The sequence below is a fragment of the Roseibium sp. MB-4 genome (assembly GCF_053005265.1).
Genome location: NZ_JBRKQB010000001.1, coordinates 620,738 through 639,528, shown reverse-complemented (window position 1 = coordinate 639,528; position 18,791 = coordinate 620,738). Strand labels below are relative to the sequence as shown.

The window sequence follows — 18,791 nt, the reverse complement described above, 5'->3', positions numbered from 1 at the left end:
TTATTTTACAAAGCCGGCCGGTCCAGCGGCTTCATGATAGGCAATGATCCGGCGGTAGAGCGGGCCGTCCCATTCTGCTGGCAACGGCTTGCGGCCCGTCATCCAGGCGTAAAGATCCTGATCGTGCGCGGTCAGAAGATGCTCCAGCTCACGCAGTTCGTCTTCATTGAGTTCATCAATCTTGGCGTTCGCAAACCCGCCGAGCAGCAGATCCATTTCCTTCATGCCCCGGTGCCAGCAACGAAACAGGATCTTCTTGCGCCGCGCATCCCGGCTGCCGGTTTCATTGTCATTGGTCGCACTCGGATGATCGGACATGGAGAACCTTCGGATCTGGAACCAGAAGAAAAGACAGACGCATGGCCTATCACCTTACCGGATCGAATGAAAACTGGGGACTATATAGCGCCCAACTTGCGGGATGTCAGCGGCCAAGTTCACAGAATGTTCCAATTGTTGCACTGAGGCCAATCTTCATGGCAGAACAGATCCCGCCCGCTTCGCCGCCGTCTGACAAAGGTACAACACCTTCCATGCGTCCCCCGGTCCTTGATCCGCTGTTTGCTCCCGTCTCCACGCTGCCCGGGATCGGTCCGAAAATCGCCAAACTGGTCGCGGGACTGGTCGGCGGTCAACCGGACCGGGAGGCGACGGTTGCCGATCTGTTGTTTCACATCCCGCACAGCCTGATCGACCGGCGTCATAAACCGGGAATCGCCTATTCGGAAAACGGCGACATCGTCACGCTAGATGTCACCATCGGGCGGCATTCTGCTCCGCCGCGGCACTCCAAGGCGCCCTACCGCATATCCGCCTATGACGAGACAGGCCAGATCACCTTCGTCTTCTTCCATTCACGTCAGGACTGGCTTCTAAAAACCTTTCCGGAAGGCGAACGGCGGATCGTGTCAGGCAAGGTCGAATGGTTCAATGACCGGCCTCAGATGGTGCATCCGGACTATTCGGTGTCTCCGGAAGAAGCCGATCAGATGCCGCCGATCGAGCCGATCTATCCGCTAACCGCGGGCCTTGCCTCCAAGACATTGCAAAAGGCCATGAAGGCGGCGTGCGAAAAAATCCCGCATTTGCCAGAGTGGCTGAATGAGCCGTATCTCCACCAAACCGGATGGCCTGACTTTGCCGAAGCGCTGAAAACCCTTCATGCCCCGAAAGAACGGCAGGATGTCGAGCCGCAATCCCCATACATGCAGCGGGTTGCCTATGACGAACTGCTCGCAAGTCAGCTTGCACTTGCGCTGGTGCGGGCCAACATGCGCACGCTCGGGGGGATTGAACGCAAACCGGACGGCAGATTGCAGGCGGCCGTCATCAACGCCCTGCCCTTTGAGCTGACCGACAGCCAGAAAGACGCGATCAAGGACATCAATGCGGATCTCGCCCAACCCACCCGCATGCTCCGTCTTCTGCAGGGCGATGTTGGAGCCGGTAAAACCGTAGTTGCGCTGGCAACCTTGGCCCAAGTGATACAGACCGGAGCCCAGGGCGGCCTCATGGCCCCGACAGAAATCCTAGCCCGTCAGCATTTTGCGTCCATGGCCCCGATTTGCGAGAAGGCCGGCATCCGGCTGGCGCTCATGACCGGCAAGGACACGCAAAAGGAACGCCGCCTGCTTCAGGAAAAGCTGGATGCGGGCGAGATCGATCTGGTTGTCGGAACGCACGCGCTTTTCCAGGGCTCTGTGACGTTCAAGGACCTCGGGATGGTGGTGGTCGACGAGCAGCACCGGTTCGGTGTGCACCAGCGTCTGGCGCTTTCTTCCAAGGGGCGCGGCGTCGATGTGCTGGTGATGACAGCCACACCGATCCCCCGCACGCTTGTTCTGACCTGTTTCGGCGACATGGATGTCTCCAAACTCCTTGGCAAGCCCGCCGGGCGAAAGCCGATCAAGACTGTATCCGTATCGCTGGACCGCCTTGATGAAATCATAGGCCGCGTGGGCGCTGCGACCCGGGAGGGCCAAAAGGTCTATTGGGTTTGTCCACTCGTTGAAGAGTCTGAAAAAATCGATCTGGCAGCCGTGGAAGACCGGCACCGGGTCTTGGAACATGCGCTTGGCCAACGGGTCTCTCTGGTGCACGGGCGAATGAGCGCGGACGAAAAAGACGCGGCGATGGACGATTTCAAGTCCGGCCGCACGCGGGTTCTCGTTGCAACCACCGTGATCGAGGTTGGCGTCGATGTTCCCGATGCCACGATCATCGTCATCGAACATGCCGAACGGTTTGGTCTCGCCCAGCTTCACCAGCTGCGCGGCCGAGTCGGTCGCGGCGACAAGCCGTCCTCTTGTGTGCTGCTTTACAAGGGGCCGCTCGGGGAAACTGCCGGTGCGCGGCTCAACATCATGCGCGAGACCAACGATGGCTTTCTGATCGCGGAAGAAGATCTGCGTCTGCGCGGCGGCGGGGAAATCCTCGGCACCCGTCAGTCCGGGACACCGGGGTTCCGGATTGCCAGGGCCGATGAACATGCCGACCTGATGGAAGTCGCCCGTGACGATGCGCGGCTCATTCTTGAAACGGATCCGGACCTGAAATCAAAACGCGGCGAGGCTCTGCGCTGCCTGCTCTATCTCTTCGGCCGCGATGCCGCGATCCAATTGCTGCGGGCGGGTTAACCGGAGACAAGTCTTCCTATCTCCCGTGCATTCATCTGGTCCAAACGGTTCAGGATTGACCAGATGTCAGCGCCTTCTTGACCGAGGCAAGCCTGCGCCTTGGACCTTAATTTGCCTTCCAGGGTTTCCATTGGCAGTGACGCTGCAAGATCAAAGGACGCTTGCCGGGTCTCACCGTTTTTAAACGTCAGAACGCCCTCAGCCTGCAAGTCAGTCAGGCTATCGTCGCCAATCACCGTCACTTTCTCTGCAAATGCTGCCAGGGCCGGATCCAGCGCCAATGCGTCTGTGTACGTGTCTGGTGCGCCGGTCATATCGCCCCTTAGGGTCATGCCGGCGAGCCAAGCATAGCTGAACTTGACCTCAAGCCCTGTGCGCGGCTGTTTGATGTCACAAACCTTCAGCCACCGCGGATTGGTTCTCAATACAAATTCAGCAACATCGTCAAAGGTTACGCCAACGTCCTTTGCCAACAACAGCGCTTCGATCATGGCATGCAAGCCATGACAGCAGGCGTGTAGTTTGTACTTGTTGTCTTCAAGCAGAAGCCGGTTTCCAGATCCCTGATCCCAGACCGCCTCGCTTGGCAGGGTTTCGGGATTATGCGTTTCCACAAATCCTTGCGGTCCCATCAATCCGTCGTCGCAAGATGTCATATCAAGGCGCGCAAGCTGGGCGCATTCAATACCGTTGGAGGCAACGATCCCGGCATTGTAGGGCTTGCCCATCGTGCCGAATTGCGACTTCAGGCCGGAAGCGCGGGTCGCGCAGAGCCCAATGGCTGCCCGCATCTGCTCCGGTGACAGGCCATAAAGGCGCCCGGCAGCGATCGTTGCGCCAAACGCTCCGGCAGTCGCTGTTTGATGGAAACCGAGATTGTAATGCGATGCACCAAGAACCGTGCCAATGCGGATCGCGGCCTCCGCACCAATTACAAACGCTGCCAGCAAATCCGATACGTTGGCACCAGCGTCCTCGGAGGCGGCAAGTGCCGCAGGATAGATGCCGACCGACAGGTGGCCAACATGGGAAAAATGGGTGTCGTCATAATCCAGCGCGTGGCTAACAGCACCATTGATGAGAGCGGCCATTCTTGGCGGCATCTTGGGACCGCCAAATGTTGAGGCAGTTTGCACGCCCCCTTCGTTTGCACCAAACACGCGAAGTTTTTGAGCCACCGGTTCTTCCACCCCGGCCCTGCCGCAGACAAGCCAATCAAGCAACGAGAACTGGCCAAGCATGAGAGCCGATTCAGGCAAATCGGCAGCAGGCTGCGCTGAGAAGGCAATCAGGTGATCAACAAAGGGCATAGATAACAGTCCGGGAGGAACATAAAGCGGGTCTTCACCCTAGCCGAATGGCCTACCTCTTGGGAAGCTATTGGAGTGTTCGCCGGCGTCTGTTCCGGACCAGCCGCACAAGCTGGTTTCCTAGACTTTCTCGACCTTTTTCAGGCGCTCTGCCTGTTTCGGATCGACCACCAGATCTTCCACATATTCGGGATAATCCGGGCTTACAAGCCCGGCCGAAATGACCAGCTTGGCCGCATCTTCAACGCTCATGTTCAGTTCGATGACGTCTTCTTTGGGAACAAACAGCAAGAAGCCGGATGTCGGGTTCGGCGTTGTAGGCAGAAAAACAGACACGGTATCAGCCATATTTTTCAGCTGTGAGGAGACTTCACCCTTGGTGTCTGTGGAGATGAACACGATCGCCCACAGGCCCTTCCGTGGATATTCAATCAAGGCAGCCTTGTTGAAACTCGTTCCACGCTGATCAAGTACTGTCTGAAATATTTGTTTTAAGCCACTGTAAATATTACGAACAAGTGGCATTCTATCGACGAGACGCTCGCCGAAGGAGATCAAACTGCGGCCCAGGAAATTGGCCGCTAGGAAACCCACGATCGTCAGGACAACCACTGCAACGATCAGACCGAAACCAGGTATCGAGAACGGCAGATAGGTCTCCGGATTGTAGACCCGCGGGACAAAGGGTTTGACCCAGCTGTCGACCCACTTGATGAACGTCCAGGTCAGCCACAACGTGATGCCGATCGGCCCGGTGATCACGAGACCTGTGAGAAAATAGTTCCGGACTCGCGTTGCGGCATTGGGGCGGTGGGCTACCAAATGCTCATCATCTGCATTATGTTTGTGCTTGCTCATGAGCGGAACCTGAACATCGTTTGTGAGTTTCCATTTTGCATCCAGCCACCAGCTAGATAAGTATCTTTATCGCAGCGCGGTATCCTGCGCTTGAATTAATTTTCGGCTTTGACCGCAGTTTCTGCCGGAATCGGAGGCACGATTGCACCGCACCACGTTCATCATACTCGGACTGGCTTGCGTCGCGGTGGGCATCGTTGGGGCGTTCTTGCCGATTCTGCCCAGTACGATTTTCTTCATTCTTGCAGCCGCTTGTTTTGCAAGATCCTCCCCCCGGCTGGAAAAAAAGATCCTCGATCACCCCGTGTTTGGACCGCCGGTCATTTCCTGGCGCGAACACGGCGCTATCCCGTTGAATGCCAAGCTCTATGCCATTGCCGGAATGTGCTTCGGGTATGCTCTGTTTTATTGGGGCACTGCACCACAACTCTGGCTCGCAGCTATAGTCGCGGTGGGAATGATCGGATGCGCCATCTATGTTGTGTCCCGTCCGTCTGGCCCCACTCCCAAGGACCAGGGCGCGGACTCGATGTAACGCTCATCGCGAGCCATCGGCGGCCATCAGTCGTCCGGAATCAGACGCTTTCCGAAGGCTGCCGACGTTTCAAGCGCATAGTCCATGTCCCCATAGAACCTGTGCACGGCGTCATTGTCTTTGCGTACGAACAAATTGATCTTAGGGCAGCCAAGGCCGGTCAGATAGTCTTCGCACTGCTGCATGAGTTTGCGTCCGTATCCGCCGCCTTGGTGCGCGGGATCGACACTCAAATAATAAACCGCGCCACGATGGCCATCGTAACCGGTCATCACCGAGCCAATGACTGTCTGGTCATTGATCAACACAAACAAACGGCTGGCGTCCACGCTGAGACACCGATCAATGTCCTTGTCCGGATCATTCCAAGCGCGCACCAAACCGCATTTTTTCCAAAGCGCGATGACATCCTGGCGGTGCTGTTCTTTAAACAGGACGATGTCTGACTTATTCGCATTCGGCATGGTCATTCGACCGTGACCGACTTGGCAAGGTTGCGCGGCTGATCGACATCAGTGCCCATGAAAACGGCCGTATGATATGCAATCATCTGAACCGGCAGTGCGTAGATAATCGGTGCAACGATATCCGACATTTCCGGTAGAATGACTGTGTCCTGCGCGGCGTTTCCACTTTCTGCGGCGCCCTTTTCATCGGTGATGAGTATAATGCGCCCACCACGGGCGGCGACTTCCTGCATATTCGAGACGGTCTTCTCAAAAATCCGATCATAGGGCGCGATAACGAAAACCGGAATGTTCTCGTCGATCAACGCGATGGGTCCGTGCTTCAGTTCACCTGCTGCATACCCTTCCGCATGAATGTAGGAGAGTTCCTTCAGCTTCAGCGCGCCTTCGAGTGCGAGCGGGAAACTGGTCGACCGGCCGAGATACAGCGCGTTCGTCGCCTGGGACAAAGGCTGCGACAGTTTTTCGATCGCCTGTTCGCTGGCAAGTGCCTTCAGCGCAAGGCTTGGAACTTCTGTGAGTTCCGCCACAAGTTTTTTCTCGTCTTCTACAGTCAACACACCGCGTTCCCGACCGGCCTGCAGGGCAAGTGCGGCCAGGACAGCCAGCTGGCAAGTGAACGCCTTCGTTGAGGCAACGCCGATCTCAGGACCCGCGATCGTCTGAAACACCACATCTGCTTCGCGGGCAATCGTGCTTTCCGGCACATTGACGACAGCGCCGATGGCAGCCCCCTGCTCCTTGCAATACCGCAGCGAGGCGAGCGTATCGGCGGTCTCTCCGGATTGGGAAATGAACAGCGCACTGTCCTTGTCGCTCATCGGCGTTTCTCGGTAGCGGAACTCGCTCGCAATATCGATGTCGACCGGAAGCCTTGCGTATTTTTCAAACCAGTATTTGGAAACAAGACCGGCAAGATATGCTGTGCCGCAGGCGGAAATAACCAGACGGGACAGGTCCTTGAACTTCATCTTGTCAGCGCCCGCCACCTTGGCCGACTGCGCGCCGTAATCCAGATACCGGGACAAGGTGTGACCGAGCACTTCCGGCTGCTCATGGATTTCCTTCGCCATGAAGTGCTTGTAATTGCCCTTGTCCATCAGCGCAGCGGTGACGGACGAACGCGCCTCCGGCCGTGCCACCGGCTGATTGGCGGCATCAAAAATCTCTGAGGATGTCCGGGTCAGAACAGCCCAATCCCCTTCGTCCAGATAAGTGATCCGGTCGGTAAACGGCGACAGCGCAATTGCATCAGACCCGAGGAACATTTCACCGTCGCCATGACCGACAGCCAGCGGCGATCCCTTGCGCGCCCCAATCAGAAGATCGTCTTCACCAGCGAACAGAATGGCGAGTGCGAATGCACCATTGAGACGGGGAAGGACCGCGGCAACCGCGTCCTTAGGCGAAGCGCCCTTTGCGATCTCGAAATTCAAAAGATGCGCAACGACTTCCGTGTCGGTCTCCGTGTCAAGGACCGCACCGGCCGCGGTAATTTCATCGCGCAAGTCGAGATAATTTTCGATGATGCCGTTATGGACAACCGCAACGCTGCCTGCCTGATGCGGATGGGCGTTGCCGACCGTCGGTGCCCCATGCGTCGCCCAACGCGTATGACCAATGCCACTGGAGCCTTCCAGCGGAGTCTTTTCAAGCGCGGCTTCAAGGTTACGCAGCTTTCCTTCCGCTCGGCGGCGCTGAAGTTCACCGCCAACGAGCGTTGCAACGCCGGCAGAATCATAACCGCGGTATTCCAGCCTCTTGAGCGAATCCACAAGCCTCGGCGCCGCTGCAACCCCGCCCAAAATGCCAACAATCCCGCACATGCAGTTATGTCCCTCACATTACCCAAACCAAATCGTCCGCCCCGGTTTAGACGAGGCGGCGTGGCAAATTGAAATCAAAGCTTATTTCAGAAAGTGACAAGCCGGGTCCGCCGGGCACCCTGTCAGGACTTCTGATCTTTCGCCTTTTTCAGCTTGTCGCGGAGAACCTTGGCCATCCCGTCCTTGGATTGCTGGCGGGTCCGTCCGAAGGCCATTGCGTCAGCGCCAACGTCCTTTGTAATGACGCTACCCGCCGCAACAAATGCGCCACCACCAAGCGTGACTGGCGCGACAAGGGTGGAGTTCGAACCTACAAACGCGCCGGCCCCAATCTCGGTCCGGTGCTTCAGGAAACCATCGTAGTTGCAGGTAATCGTCCCTGCCCCGATGTTGGTTGCCGCGCCGATGCTCGCATCACCGACATAGCTGAGATGATTGGCTTTGGCCCCGTCTCCAAATTTTGCGTTCTTGGCTTCAACGAAATTGCCCACCCGCACATCTTTTCCAAGCATCGTGCCGGGTCGTAAACGCGCGTAAGGTCCAACAACTGCGCTGTTCCCGACCTCGGCACCTTCCAAATGACTGAACGCCCGGATCTGTGCACCGGACCGGACTGTCACCCCGGGTCCGAAGACAACGTTTTGCTCAACGATGACATCGGGTTCGATGATCGTGTCGTGGGAAAGGAAGACTGTTTCTGGCGCAAGAAGCGTGACACCGTTCTCCAGGACCTCCATGCGCTTTCGTGCCTGAAAATCAGCCTCACAGGCGGCAAGCTGGGACCGTGTATTGATGCCTTGGGTTTCCGCTTCCGTCCCTGCAACAGCGACGACCTTCAAACCTTTGGCATTGGCGACTTCAACCGCATCGGTCAGGTAGAATTCACCCTTCGCGTTGTCATTGCCAATCGCGCGCATCAATTCGAGTGCATGACAGCCAGCAAAGCCCATGATACCGGAGTTACAGAAGGTAATTTTCTGCTCTTCCTCGCTGGCTTCCTTCTCTTCCCGGATGGCCAAAAGCCGCCCGTCTTCCATGAGCATCCGGCCGTACCCAAACGGATTCTCAGCCTCAAATCCGACCACAACCAGGTCTGCACCTTCAGACAGCGATTGGCGGACGTTGCTAATTGTTTCCGACGTGACGAGCGGAGCATCTCCAAGAAGCACCAAAACATCGTCGGCGGCATCCTCTAAAGCGGCAGAAGCTGCAAGTGCCGCATGGGCAGTGCCAAGGCGATCCGCCTGCACAAAACACCGCGCTTCAGGTGCCAGGTTGCCAACGAGTTTTTCAAGTTCTGGCATGTCGGGACCTGTCACAACAGACAGTCGGCTCGAGCCGGTTTGGCTGAGGACCTTCAGAACGTGGCCGACAATCGGCAAGCCGCCCACCGGATGCATGACCTTTGGCAAGTCTGATTTCATGCGGGTCCCAAGCCCGGCAGCCAGCACCACGGAATGGCAGCTTCGCAATGTCATAAACGCCTCAATTCACTCAACTTGGGCGGCGCGCCCAGTCACTTTGGCCCCTATATGCCCCGATCCACAGAACATTGAAAGATCTGAACGGCCTACAGTGCATATTACCGTTTCATTAACCATATTCAGCGCCAAATGAACTACCTTTCGAAGGATTCGAAGCGAGAATCGGGGAACAGGACAGTTGCAGGCGGCCAGGGCCAAAAAACCGATGCGGGAAAACATCCGCGACACCTTCACGCCATCGCGTGTCGGTGTGCTGTCTTGGGCTTTCGCCGCGATTGTGATGGGTTCCATTGGCATGGCGTCCTACAAATTCGGATCATCCACCTCCGGTATTGCGCCGGCAGGAACACGGGTCGCTGGTTTGCCACTGCCGCCAGCAGGAGACGTCGGATCCACGGCATCCATCCGGTCCTACACGAGCCCGAACGCTGTTGAAGTGCTTCATATGCCTGCGCAATCAGCATCTCCAGAACCACCGACGTTGGATCAGAGCCAGATTTCGGTATTGCAGGATCAGATAGCCCGCTTGCGCCGCCGACTGAGCACGATGAGTGAGCAGAATGACGGCTATTCCCGCCGCATTGCTGCACTTGAATCGGAACTTTCGCGACCAGTTGCCGTGATCCCGGCTCAAGAAAACCAGACCTCTTCCACAACCGCTTCATTCATGAAGGACCCTGCTGTTCCTGATCTTGCGGATGCGACCGAGATCAAACGTCCGATGGCTCCTCTGCCAAAACCGCATGCGACGGAGAATATCCAAACCGCTGCGCTTGAAGCCCCGGCATCTGCAAATCAGCAAGGTGAACGGCGCCCGCCCTCCCGGCGGATAACCATCCATTCCGGGCAAGCAACACCGGCATATGAACCGCCGATTGCCTCCCAAGCTCCGGTGAAAATCGTTCAACTCCCTTCGGCAGAGACAGCACCGATAACGACGGGATCCATTCCACAGGCAGACACCCTGCTGCCTCAAGAGAACTTCGACAGCACACCTGTAGGAACAAGTTTGCGGCCCAAGATCATTGTACCATCCGACGGCGTCGGAACTCTGCGCGGCGGCGGATCAAGCACGCTCAAGCGGAGTGATTTCGGTGCCATTGTCGGCCATTATGCTTCGCTTGCCGAAGCCGCAAATGCCTGGTCGAACTTCCGGGAACAAAATGAAGAACGCATGCAGGATCTCCGCCCGCTCATAAAGGAACGCGCTGCTGAAGGCGGCGTCTCACTCCTGATTGGGCCGTTTGGAAACGCTGCAGATGCAGCAGCTGCTTGTTATTACCTTCTTGACGTGACCAACGTCTGCCAGCCTACGCTCTATAACGGAGCCCCGATGGTCTCTGCGGCCGACTTCCCGCAACAGACCTTCTAAAGCTGCCACCGCCCGACCACGCCTCGGCAGTTAGCCGATGTATTGGAACGCTGGGAATGTTTCCAAAAGCCAGTACGAGAAAACGGCCATCTGCCCGGTCAGGAACATAATCCCTGTCAGGACGAGAACGCCACCCATGGCCTTTTCAACGGTGCCCATGTGCTTGCGGAAGCGCTTCATGAACCGCAGGAAGGGCTTGGCAAACAACGCCGCGATCAGAAACGGAATCCCGAGGCCCATGGCATAGGCGGTCAGAAGAACCGTTCCCTGCAGTACCGTATCTTTGGCCCCAGCGACAAACAGGATTGCAGCCAGGATAGGCCCAACACAGGGTGTCCAACCAAATCCGAACGCAAGTCCAATGACATAAGCGCCCATCGGGCCTGCGGGCTTCTGGTCCACATGCACGCGGGCCTCTTTGTAAAGAAAACCGATCTTGAACACGCCAAGGAAGTGCAAACCCATCACGATGATGGCTGCCCCGGCGATATATCCAAGATAATCCAGATACATACGTATGAATTGACCCAGGAAACTTGCGGTGGCGCCGAGGAGAACGAAGACCGTCGAGAAGCCGAGCACAAAAACCAGGGCGCTGAAGAAAACACGCCGCGAGGCAGCGTCGTCAGTGTCGTCTTCACCCGTCAACTGATCCAGTGAGACCCCGGCGAGATATCCGAGATAGGGCGGCACAAGCGGCAGAACGCATGGAGACACGAAAGATAGGACCCCGGCAAGGAGGGCGCCGATGATGGTGACGTCTTGGATCATTCCAGAAAATATTCCTTGTGGGCCGAAGCGGTCTTATTCCAATGGGTGTCTTTTATCCGGCTCAAGCTGCCGACACAAACACGACCTGGTCACCATTTGGCGAGCGGTTATTATCACCGCTTGCTCTTTGGTTGAGGCCGTTTCAGGGCAAATAGCCTTGATCTTGATAAAATTGCACTGCGCCAAGATGTAGCGGCGCTTCCGTTTTCGCTTCAACAAGTTGGGCTCCATCCAGATCTGTGACAGCTGGATGGACCGTTCTGAATCGCTCAATGTCCGACAACAGAGATCTTAGGACGGTTGAAACAGCATGAGCAGGCATTTGCTCGACAGTGACGAGCAATGCGCGCGTCCCGATGGTTTCAATCGCATTGTGCTCTCCATAAGCCCCTGAAGAGATCTCGGCGGCGCGATAATAGGGAGCATCAGCCACCATCTTCTCTGAGATGCCGGCACCGATCTCAATAAACTGGACTGGGCACACCTCTTGTGTTTCTTCAATGACGCCCGCCGGATGACCAATCACAACAAAATACGCGTCGATTTCGCCTGAGCACAGCGCTTCACCCAGCCCGGAGAGATCTTCTTGGGTAATCGCTGCGCGATCTTCCTCCGACCAGGGAAGGTGTTGCGATAACTGACCCCAGGTCGCGGCAGAACCAGAGCCCGCCGGACCGATGTTGATGCGCAGTCCTTTCAGGTCAGAGATGTCCATGAAACCCGAATCTGCTCGCACGACGATGGCTGCCATTTCGGTATGCAGTCCGGCAACAACCCTCAGATCCGCCATGGGCCCAAATTCAGCAAATACGGACGTTCCCAAATAAGCATGGTGTTGCCAGTCGGCCTGAACGATCGCGAAATCAACGTCGCGATCCCGAAGTTGTTTGAGGCTCCCAACCGATCCGCGGCCGGCTTCAGCAGCACACCGCACGCCGTGTTCAGACCGGCTTTCATTGACGGCCCGGCAGATCGCTGTGCCCGCCGGATGGTAGACACCGGTCACTCCGCCTGTGGCCAATGTAAGAAACACTTGGTCCTTAGCAGCGGCCGGTGCGGTCAAAGCAATACAGCAAAAACTTACACCGGCGATGAGATAGCGGTTGCTCGGGATTTGCGCGATCACGGCCATGACCTTCTTGCCTAATGCACACGCACGCGCCAGTGTCTGATACCGTAGCACACTTCACCTCTTCCAAATGCTGATGCTGTGTCTGCACCCATACCAAAGAGATGAAGCCGCGGCCAGATAAGGCAACAGCCGTTCGACACCGGGATTGTATTTCCCGGCGATCTTTCTCGTTTGAGCCGCGTCCCAACTGCAATTGGAACAACAAAACACGATGTTATATCGGTTTGCTTGGGGAGGAATTGAGCCAGCTAAAACAGGGCCCCGGCGTGGGCCGCCTCAGTTGATGCGCCCGCCGTCGATCACCGCAAATATCTGGCCCTTCAGAGAATCTTCTGACTCGCCATTTCGAAGCCCCTCACGCCACTGATCAATAATCAAACGTAAGCTGAGCGTTTCCCGGTCATTTGGTAGATCTTTTACAAAAGCGGCAAAAAAACTGTCCAGACGCTCCCGATCGAGCGCTCCTTGATCAATCAATGCATGAATCAACGTCATAGTCGCCGCAATATGGCCTTTAACGAAATCAAACTCGATCGAGCTCATCTGCGTCTCATTATTATTTGTGTACATGTAGCCTCTCAATGTTGACATCAAGCTACAGCACTAAAGAACACGCCGCTAGATGACAGTTTTCGCAGTAGAAAAGAAAATATTTTCATAAATATGAATCAAATGAAGTCGTGATTATGTAATCATCGGAACACAGAACAGCGTATGTTCACCATCAATACCGATATACTTAACAAGCCTATCTGATACCTTTCCCTAATCAGTTTTGACGTGGAATGATCATTCTACCCACACCCCTCCCCGCATTTTTTACAGTCCTGTAGAAAAAATCAAAATTGCCTCTTGCATTGTGTCCGGTGTCGGCATAAACACAGCGCCACCGACGAGATGCGGCGCAAACGCGGCACCATAAAACGTCGGTTTTGGTGAGAGCCGATAGCTCAGCTGGTAGAGCAACTGACTTTTAATCAGTAGGTCCAGGGTTCGAACCCCTGTCGGCTCACCAAATTTCTTCAAAGACAAATATCAGATCCCGCTAGAAGTGCAAACCGAGGCTTCGCAACCTCTTGCGCTGATGCATTGAGGCGGGTCAAGTACGGACGTCAGTCTTCTCCGGGTCCCGCAACAAAGTTTCCCTTCGCTGCATTCTGATACAGACCGCGTTGCGCTCCAGAATCGCTATCAGCCGGTTCCACCAAAGAGATGGTTCTGGCTTTCCCAAAGACAACACACAGGTATCAGTATTTGATCCCGACCGATGTCGATAAGATGCAAGCGGCGCGCACCAATGTCTGAAATAAAAAGGCTCCGAAACGCTCCGGAGCCTTTTGTTATTATAACCGTGTGATGCGCAGTTTATGCAGGCTGAGCGCCTGTCTCACCGCCCTCAGACGGCGCCTGCGGCGGCTTGGACCCAAACCACCCTTTGACGGTTTCTCGCATGCTCTGAAGGCTGGCATAAAGAACCGGAATGAGCATCACACCGATTGTAGTCGCGAAGAACATCCCGCCAAAGACGGCAAAGCCAATGGCTTTCTGACTGGCGGCACCTGCGCTCGATGCAGTCATCAATGGAACGACCCCGAGAAGGAACGACAAAGCCGTCATCATAACGGCGCGGAACCGCAAATGCGCCGCCTCAATGGCCGCGTCCTTGATCGACATTCCGCTCTCGCGTTGTTCGATCGCGAACTCGACGATCAGGATCGCATTCTTCGCCCCAAGACCGATCAACATGATCATACCGATCTGGGTATAGAGGTTCACATCCCCACCGGTCACGGCCACGGCCACCAACGCACCAAGAAGCGCGAAGGTTACCGACATCAGGATCGCCACGGGCATCGTCCAACTCTCATACTGAGCCACCAGGAAGAGATAGGTGAAAATGACCGAGAGCAGGAGAATGAACATTACGATCGAGCCAGAGCCTTGCTGCTGCAGCGCCGTGCCCGTCCATTCATAAGCATACCCGGGAGGCATCGCTTCCACCGCCGCTTGCTCAACGGCATTTATCACGACACCCGTCGAAGCGCCGGGCGCTGGATCGGCCATAAGGGCCGCGGAGCGGAACATATTGTAGCGGGTCAGGATCTGCGGCCCGAGCACATTTTCCGTTGTCACCAAACTGCGCAAAGGCACCATGGTTCCGTCGGCTGAGCGGACATAGAGATTGCCAATGTCATCCACACGGTCGCGGAACTGTCCCTCCGCCTGGATCATGACCTTGTAGACGCGGCCGAAAATGTTGAAGTCGTTGATATAGAACGAGCCAAGATAGGCCTGAAGCGTTGTAAACACATCCGACACGTTCACCTGAAGCGTTTTGGCCTTCTCACGATCAAGATCGACAAAGACCTGCGGAACGTTTGCACGGAAGGTTGAGTAAGCCCGTGCAATCGCCGGGTTCTGGTTGGCCGAATAGACCATCGAGCCGACGGCGGATGCCAGATCCTGCGGACTACCGCCCGCGGTCTGTTGCAGCATCGCCTGAACACCGCCGGTGGTTCCAAGTCCCGGAATCGGCGGCGGGTTAAATGCGATGATGTTTGCGCCGGGAATTGTTGAGAATTCCGCCCAGAACTTGCCCAAAATCGAATTAATATCGAGACCTGGTTCCTGGCGCTCATCCCACCCGGTCATCGTCGCAATAACAAGAGCGGAATTCGAGGAGGTGGCCCCGTTGAGGATTGAGTATCCGTTCACGAGGACGATGTTCTCAACGCCAGGCGTCTTGGTCGCCAAATCCACGACTTGCTGGGTGACACCCTCTGTCCGTCCAAGTGCTGCGCCATCCGGCAGCTGAACATCGACCATCAGGTAACCCTGATCTTCCAGCGGCAAGAAGCCCTGCGGCAAGGTACTGCCGAGCGTCATGATCATGGCCACCGCACCTGCGACCACCACGAGCGACAGGACAGCAACACGCACCAAGCGCCGCACAATCGCTGTGTAGCCATCACGGATTGACATGATCCCGCGGTCAAAGATGCCCATGATTCCCTTTGGCGGACCGGACCGGGCCTTCAGGATCAGTCCACAGAGCGCCGGTGACAGCGTCAAAGCGTTGATCGAGGAAATGATCACAGAGACGGAAATGGTGACCGCGAACTGCGAATAGAGCTGTCCGGTAATCCCGGGCATAAAAATAGTCGGCACGAACACTGCAAGCAGAACAAGCGTGGTTGCAACAACCGGTCCGGTGATCTGCAACATCGCTTTGGCGGTAGCTTCCTTCGGCCCAAGCCCCTCGTCGGCAATGATGCGTTCAACGTTCTCCACGACGACAATCGCGTCATCCACCACGATCCCGATCGCCAGTACGAGCGCGAACAATGAGATTGTGTTCAGCGACATTCCAAGCGCCAGAAGAACACCAAATGTTCCGATGAGAGAAACCGGGATGGCTACGGTCGGGATGATCGTCGCCCGCCAATTCCCCAAGAAGATAAACACAACCGACACAACCAGCAGGAAGGTCAGGAACAGGGTAGAAATCACGTCGTTCAAAGACTGCTGCACGAAATCCGTGGTGTCGAACGGCACGCCATATTCAACATCCTCCGGGAAGTTTTCCGAGAGCGACTCAAGACGTGCTTTCACAGCATCTGCAACGGCGAGCGCATTTGCGCCCGGTGCCTGGTAAATCGCCAGAACCGTCGATGGCTGACCATTGAACTGACCGCTTGCATTGTAGAACTGTGCGCCGCGCTCCACGCGGGCCACATCCCCGATCGTCACGACCGCGCCATCGGAACCGGTCCGCAGCACGATTTGTTCGAATTGCTCGGCTTCCGCCAAACGGCCTTCCGCCTTGATCGTGTATTGGAATTGCTGTCCGGCCGGGACAGGTGGTGCCCCGATCTGACCCGCTGCCACCTGAATGTTCTGATCACGTACCGCGTTGATGAAATCTGTCGGTGTCATGCCAAGGCTGGCAAGGCGGTCAGGATCCAACCAGATGCGCATAGCATAGGCAAAATCCGTCATCACATCCGCGCGGCCGACACCCTGCACGCGCGCAAGCGAATCCTTCATGTAAATCGAAGCGTAGTTCGACAGGAACAGCTCGTCATAGGTGCCATTCGGCGAATAAAGCGTGACAACCAGCAGCATGTTCGTGCTGGCTTTTTGCACGGTCACACCGTTTTGCGTCACTTCCGACGGCAACTGGCTGGTCGCCTGGCTGACCCTATTCTGCACGTTGACCGTTGCGATATCCGGGTCCGTTCCAACGGCAAAGGTGACATTAAGTGAATAATTGCCGCTGTCGTTGCTGGTTGACTGCATGTAGATCATGTCGTCAACGCCGTTCACCTGCGCCTCAATCGGCGCGGCAACCGTTTCTTCCAAAACCTCGGCGTTCGCGCCGGTATAGGTGGCAGCAACATTCACCACCGGAGGGGTAATATTTGGAAACTGCTCAACCGGCAGGGACACATATCCCAACAAACCGGCGAGCGTAATCACAATGGAAATGACCAGCGCGAACTTCGGCCGGTAAATAAAAAAGCGTGAAAACATTTAGCTGCTCTCCGCCGGCTGTGAGGCAAGAACCGGATCGACCTCAACGCCCGGGCGGACTTTCTGCAGCCCTTCGACAATCACTTCGGCGCCCTCATCGAGGCCCTTTTTAACAACGAAGTTCGTGTCGACCTGCTGACCCAGATCCAGATAGACCTGCTTCACGGTCTTGTCGTCGGCGACCTGAAGCGCAAAATCGCCCTGCTGATCGCGCTGGATCGCAGATTGCGGCACAACCAGGGCTGTTTCTGTTTCCGGAGCCTCAAGAATGACGGTGACATAGGTCCCAGCCAGCAGGCGGATGTCTTCGTTGGCAAACTGGCCGCGGAAAGCGATCGTCCCGGTGGTTGGGTCGACTGCGTTGTCGATATAAACGATTTTGCCAACTTCCTCATATTGCTGGCCGTTCGGCAGGATCAGCTTGATATCAGGAGACTTGCTCGCATCAATGTCAGATGGGTTGATGCCGTGGTTCTTTACAGCATTGAGGTACTCAGACTCGCTCACGGAGAAATTCACGTAGACGGGTGCAAGCCGAATGAGTTTTGCAAGCGGCTGTGTGTTGGGTCCGACAACCTCTCCCACGCTGTAAGTCGTCTTGCCCATCTGGCCGGGGAATGGCGCAGATACATCCGTATAGCTGAGGTTCAGCTCGGCTTGTTTCTGAGCGGATTCAGCGGCCTCAACCAAGGCTTCGGCTTGCTCTTTCTGAGCCAGTGTCGCTTCGTAAGCAGCCTCCGAAACATGGCCTTTTTCAAAAAGATCCTTGTCGCGCTTTTCGTCAGCGGCCTTCAGCGCTGCATCCGCCTTGGCGCTGGCGACATCTGCCTTGGCCTTCAACAAAGATGCCTCGTACTGGGCCTTTTCAATCGTGAAAAGCTGATCGCCCTTTTTGACGACCGACCCATCCGGCACAGCCTTGTTTTCCAGGAACCCACTGACACGGGCAACCAGGTCAACCTGATCGACAGCAGCGACCTGACCCACGAAGCGCGCGCTTTGTCGAATGTCGGTTTTTTCGATCTTCGCAACCGTCACTGCCGGAGGCGGTGGTGCTTCAGCCTGCTGATTTGCGCTGTTATCAGAACATCCTGCGAGGACAGCTGCAGCTAATAACGGTGCAGCGGCGAAACGGGTTTTGAGGCTAAAACGCTCAAAAAACATAAGGGTAGGCTCCCACGTGATGGCCGATCCGGCCAGACCAGTGATTTGCCCATCACTATAAAAGGAGTTCCCGTTTCAACAAGCGATTATTCAACTTTCACAGCGCGCAAGGTCCGGAAGCCGCTGGGGTATTTTCAACGAACCACCCGAGCGAAGACCTGAGCATCTGCAGAATTGTTGTAATGAAGAGGCCGATCGAATGAACCGGCAAAGGAATTTCTCAACTTACGCCAACGCATGCAAAAGCGCCTATACTGGCAATACATCTCGCATGATGTTCGGCTCAGCGGCCACCACCGCGCCCGACTCGCCGAGGCGGCGGCTCAATATATTTGCCGTGGACATATGTGCCAGGCTCGCCGGGCGTTGCGCCAGTTCCGCCGCCCGTTGTCGGGGAACATCCAACCAATACGGCGCCGATCAGAAGCGTCGAGGCAAGAACACGGAGTGACCTTTTGGACTGATTAGCATTCATGAGACAACGTCCATCCAAATCAACCGTCAAGATGCACAAATCACATCACTCAACTTGAGATTGAGCCGGTAGCTATAATTTGAAGTCAATTAAGCGTGTATTCAAGGGTACAGCGGACCAACCCGCATAGATCAGCGCCCGCCGCCCATCCCGCTACCAACAAATCGAGGCGGCGGGGCATTGTATTTTCCATTCGTGAAAGTCCCGACTTCTCCGGTCGAGCTTTGA

The 18,791-nt window shown here is 56.0% G+C and carries 14 protein-coding genes and 1 tRNA gene; 4 read left to right on the top strand and 11 right to left on the bottom strand.

Annotated features, from left to right (window positions below; translation table 11 throughout):
* The gene (locus tag ACVDG4_RS03125; RefSeq protein ID WP_133947307.1) at nt 1-318 is read right to left on the bottom strand and encodes an FAD assembly factor SdhE; all 318 of its coding nucleotides are present in this window, start codon (nt 316-318) and stop codon (nt 1-3) included.
* A gap of 215 nt (nt 319-533) precedes the next feature.
* Here ACVDG4_RS03125 and recG point away from each other — a divergent pair, with 215 nt between their 5' ends.
* Complete coding sequence (recG, locus tag ACVDG4_RS03120; protein WP_447235076.1) at nt 534-2,636, top strand: ATP-dependent DNA helicase RecG; 2,103 nt, start codon at nt 534-536, stop codon at nt 2,634-2,636.
* On the opposite strand, the gene ACVDG4_RS03115 is transcribed toward recG, so the two are convergent.
* Nucleotides 2,633-3,946 (bottom strand): MmgE/PrpD family protein, encoded by a 1,314-nt coding sequence (locus ACVDG4_RS03115; protein ID WP_447233982.1) that lies wholly within the window; start codon nt 3,944-3,946, stop codon nt 2,633-2,635. The genes recG and ACVDG4_RS03115 overlap by 4 nt on opposite strands.
* Nucleotides 3,947-4,066: 120 nt before the next feature.
* Complete coding sequence (locus tag ACVDG4_RS03110; RefSeq protein ID WP_208326669.1) at nt 4,067-4,804, bottom strand: DUF502 domain-containing protein; 738 nt, start codon at nt 4,802-4,804, stop codon at nt 4,067-4,069.
* A 142-nt stretch (nt 4,805-4,946) separates the two neighbouring features.
* Here ACVDG4_RS03110 and ACVDG4_RS03105 point away from each other — a divergent pair, with 142 nt between their 5' ends.
* On the top strand, nt 4,947-5,339 hold the full coding sequence (locus tag ACVDG4_RS03105) for a YbaN family protein (RefSeq protein WP_409687717.1): 393 nt from the start codon (nt 4,947-4,949) through the stop codon (nt 5,337-5,339).
* Between the two features lie 26 nt (nt 5,340-5,365).
* Here the strand turns inward: ACVDG4_RS03105 and ACVDG4_RS03100 are convergent, their stop codons facing one another.
* The 3 genes from ACVDG4_RS03100 to glmU all read right to left on the bottom strand — a co-directional run bounded on the left by ACVDG4_RS03100 (nt 5,366) and on the right by glmU (nt 9,110).
* A complete protein-coding gene (locus tag ACVDG4_RS03100; protein WP_447233981.1) occupies nt 5,366-5,803 on the bottom strand; it encodes a GNAT family acetyltransferase in 438 nt (145 codons plus the stop codon).
* A gap of 2 nt (nt 5,804-5,805) precedes the next feature.
* Nucleotides 5,806-7,632: a glutamine--fructose-6-phosphate transaminase (isomerizing) gene (glmS, locus tag ACVDG4_RS03095; protein ID WP_447233980.1), complete on the bottom strand. Its 1,827-nt coding sequence runs from the start codon at nt 7,630-7,632 to the stop codon at nt 5,806-5,808.
* A 122-nt stretch (nt 7,633-7,754) separates the two neighbouring features.
* Nucleotides 7,755-9,110: a bifunctional UDP-N-acetylglucosamine diphosphorylase/glucosamine-1-phosphate N-acetyltransferase GlmU gene (glmU, locus tag ACVDG4_RS03090; RefSeq protein WP_447233979.1), complete on the bottom strand. Its 1,356-nt coding sequence runs from the start codon at nt 9,108-9,110 to the stop codon at nt 7,755-7,757.
* Between the two features lie 211 nt (nt 9,111-9,321).
* On the opposite strand from glmU, the gene ACVDG4_RS03085 reads away from it, so the two are divergent.
* A complete protein-coding gene (locus tag ACVDG4_RS03085) occupies nt 9,322-10,488 on the top strand; it encodes a hypothetical protein (RefSeq protein ID WP_447233978.1) in 1,167 nt (388 codons plus the stop codon).
* Nucleotides 10,489-10,518: 30 nt separating this feature from the next.
* Here the strand turns inward: ACVDG4_RS03085 and ACVDG4_RS03080 are convergent, their stop codons facing one another.
* From ACVDG4_RS03080 to ACVDG4_RS03070, 3 genes are all read right to left on the bottom strand, one after another.
* On the bottom strand, nt 10,519-11,259 hold the full coding sequence (locus tag ACVDG4_RS03080) for a cytochrome c biogenesis CcdA family protein (protein ID WP_209175497.1): 741 nt from the start codon (nt 11,257-11,259) through the stop codon (nt 10,519-10,521).
* A 142-nt stretch (nt 11,260-11,401) separates the two neighbouring features.
* Entirely contained in the window at nt 11,402-12,442 is a 1,041-nt protein-coding gene (locus ACVDG4_RS03075; protein WP_447233977.1) for a TAXI family TRAP transporter solute-binding subunit, read from the bottom strand.
* Between the two features lie 225 nt (nt 12,443-12,667).
* Nucleotides 12,668-12,934: a hypothetical protein gene (locus ACVDG4_RS03070; RefSeq protein WP_133947289.1), complete on the bottom strand. Its 267-nt coding sequence runs from the start codon at nt 12,932-12,934 to the stop codon at nt 12,668-12,670.
* Nucleotides 12,935-13,330: 396 nt separating this feature from the next.
* Between ACVDG4_RS03070 and ACVDG4_RS03065 the strand changes: the two genes are divergently transcribed.
* Nucleotides 13,331-13,406 (top strand) — tRNA-Lys (locus ACVDG4_RS03065).
* 350 nt (nt 13,407-13,756) lie between these two features.
* Here the strand turns inward: ACVDG4_RS03065 and ACVDG4_RS03060 are convergent.
* Together ACVDG4_RS03060 and ACVDG4_RS03055 are read right to left on the bottom strand one after the other, a co-directional pair.
* Complete coding sequence (locus tag ACVDG4_RS03060; protein WP_133947287.1) at nt 13,757-16,924, bottom strand: efflux RND transporter permease subunit; 3,168 nt, start codon at nt 16,922-16,924, stop codon at nt 13,757-13,759.
* The gene (locus tag ACVDG4_RS03055) at nt 16,925-18,088 is read right to left on the bottom strand and encodes an efflux RND transporter periplasmic adaptor subunit (RefSeq protein ID WP_409687736.1); all 1,164 of its coding nucleotides are present in this window, start codon (nt 18,086-18,088) and stop codon (nt 16,925-16,927) included.
* Between the last annotated feature and the right edge of the window lie 703 nt (nt 18,089-18,791).

Excerpts from the sequence above, each read along its gene's own strand:
- ACVDG4_RS03125 (WP_133947307.1), bottom strand. The coding sequence starts at position 318 with ATGTCCGATCATCCGAGTGCGACCAATGACAATGAAACCGGCAGCCGG.
- recG (WP_447235076.1), top strand. The coding sequence starts at position 534 with ATGCGTCCCCCGGTCCTTGATCCGCTGTTTGCTCCCGTCTCCACGCTG.
- ACVDG4_RS03115 (WP_447233982.1), bottom strand. The coding sequence starts at position 3,946 with ATGCCCTTTGTTGATCACCTGATTGCCTTCTCAGCGCAGCCTGCTGCC.
- ACVDG4_RS03110 (WP_208326669.1), bottom strand. The coding sequence starts at position 4,804 with ATGAGCAAGCACAAACATAATGCAGATGATGAGCATTTGGTAGCCCAC.
- ACVDG4_RS03100 (WP_447233981.1), bottom strand. The coding sequence starts at position 5,803 with ATGCCGAATGCGAATAAGTCAGACATCGTCCTGTTTAAAGAACAGCAC.
- glmS (WP_447233980.1), bottom strand. The coding sequence starts at position 7,632 with ATGTGCGGGATTGTTGGCATTTTGGGCGGGGTTGCAGCGGCGCCGAGG.
- glmU (WP_447233979.1), bottom strand. The coding sequence starts at position 9,110 with ATGACATTGCGAAGCTGCCATTCCGTGGTGCTGGCTGCCGGGCTTGGG.
- ACVDG4_RS03085 (WP_447233978.1), top strand. The coding sequence starts at position 9,322 with ATGCGGGAAAACATCCGCGACACCTTCACGCCATCGCGTGTCGGTGTG.
- ACVDG4_RS03080 (WP_209175497.1), bottom strand. The coding sequence starts at position 11,259 with ATGATCCAAGACGTCACCATCATCGGCGCCCTCCTTGCCGGGGTCCTA.
- ACVDG4_RS03070 (WP_133947289.1), bottom strand. The coding sequence starts at position 12,934 with ATGAGCTCGATCGAGTTTGATTTCGTTAAAGGCCATATTGCGGCGACT.
- ACVDG4_RS03060 (WP_133947287.1), bottom strand. The coding sequence starts at position 16,924 with ATGTTTTCACGCTTTTTTATTTACCGGCCGAAGTTCGCGCTGGTCATT.
- ACVDG4_RS03055 (WP_409687736.1), bottom strand. The coding sequence starts at position 18,088 with ATGTTTTTTGAGCGTTTTAGCCTCAAAACCCGTTTCGCCGCTGCACCG.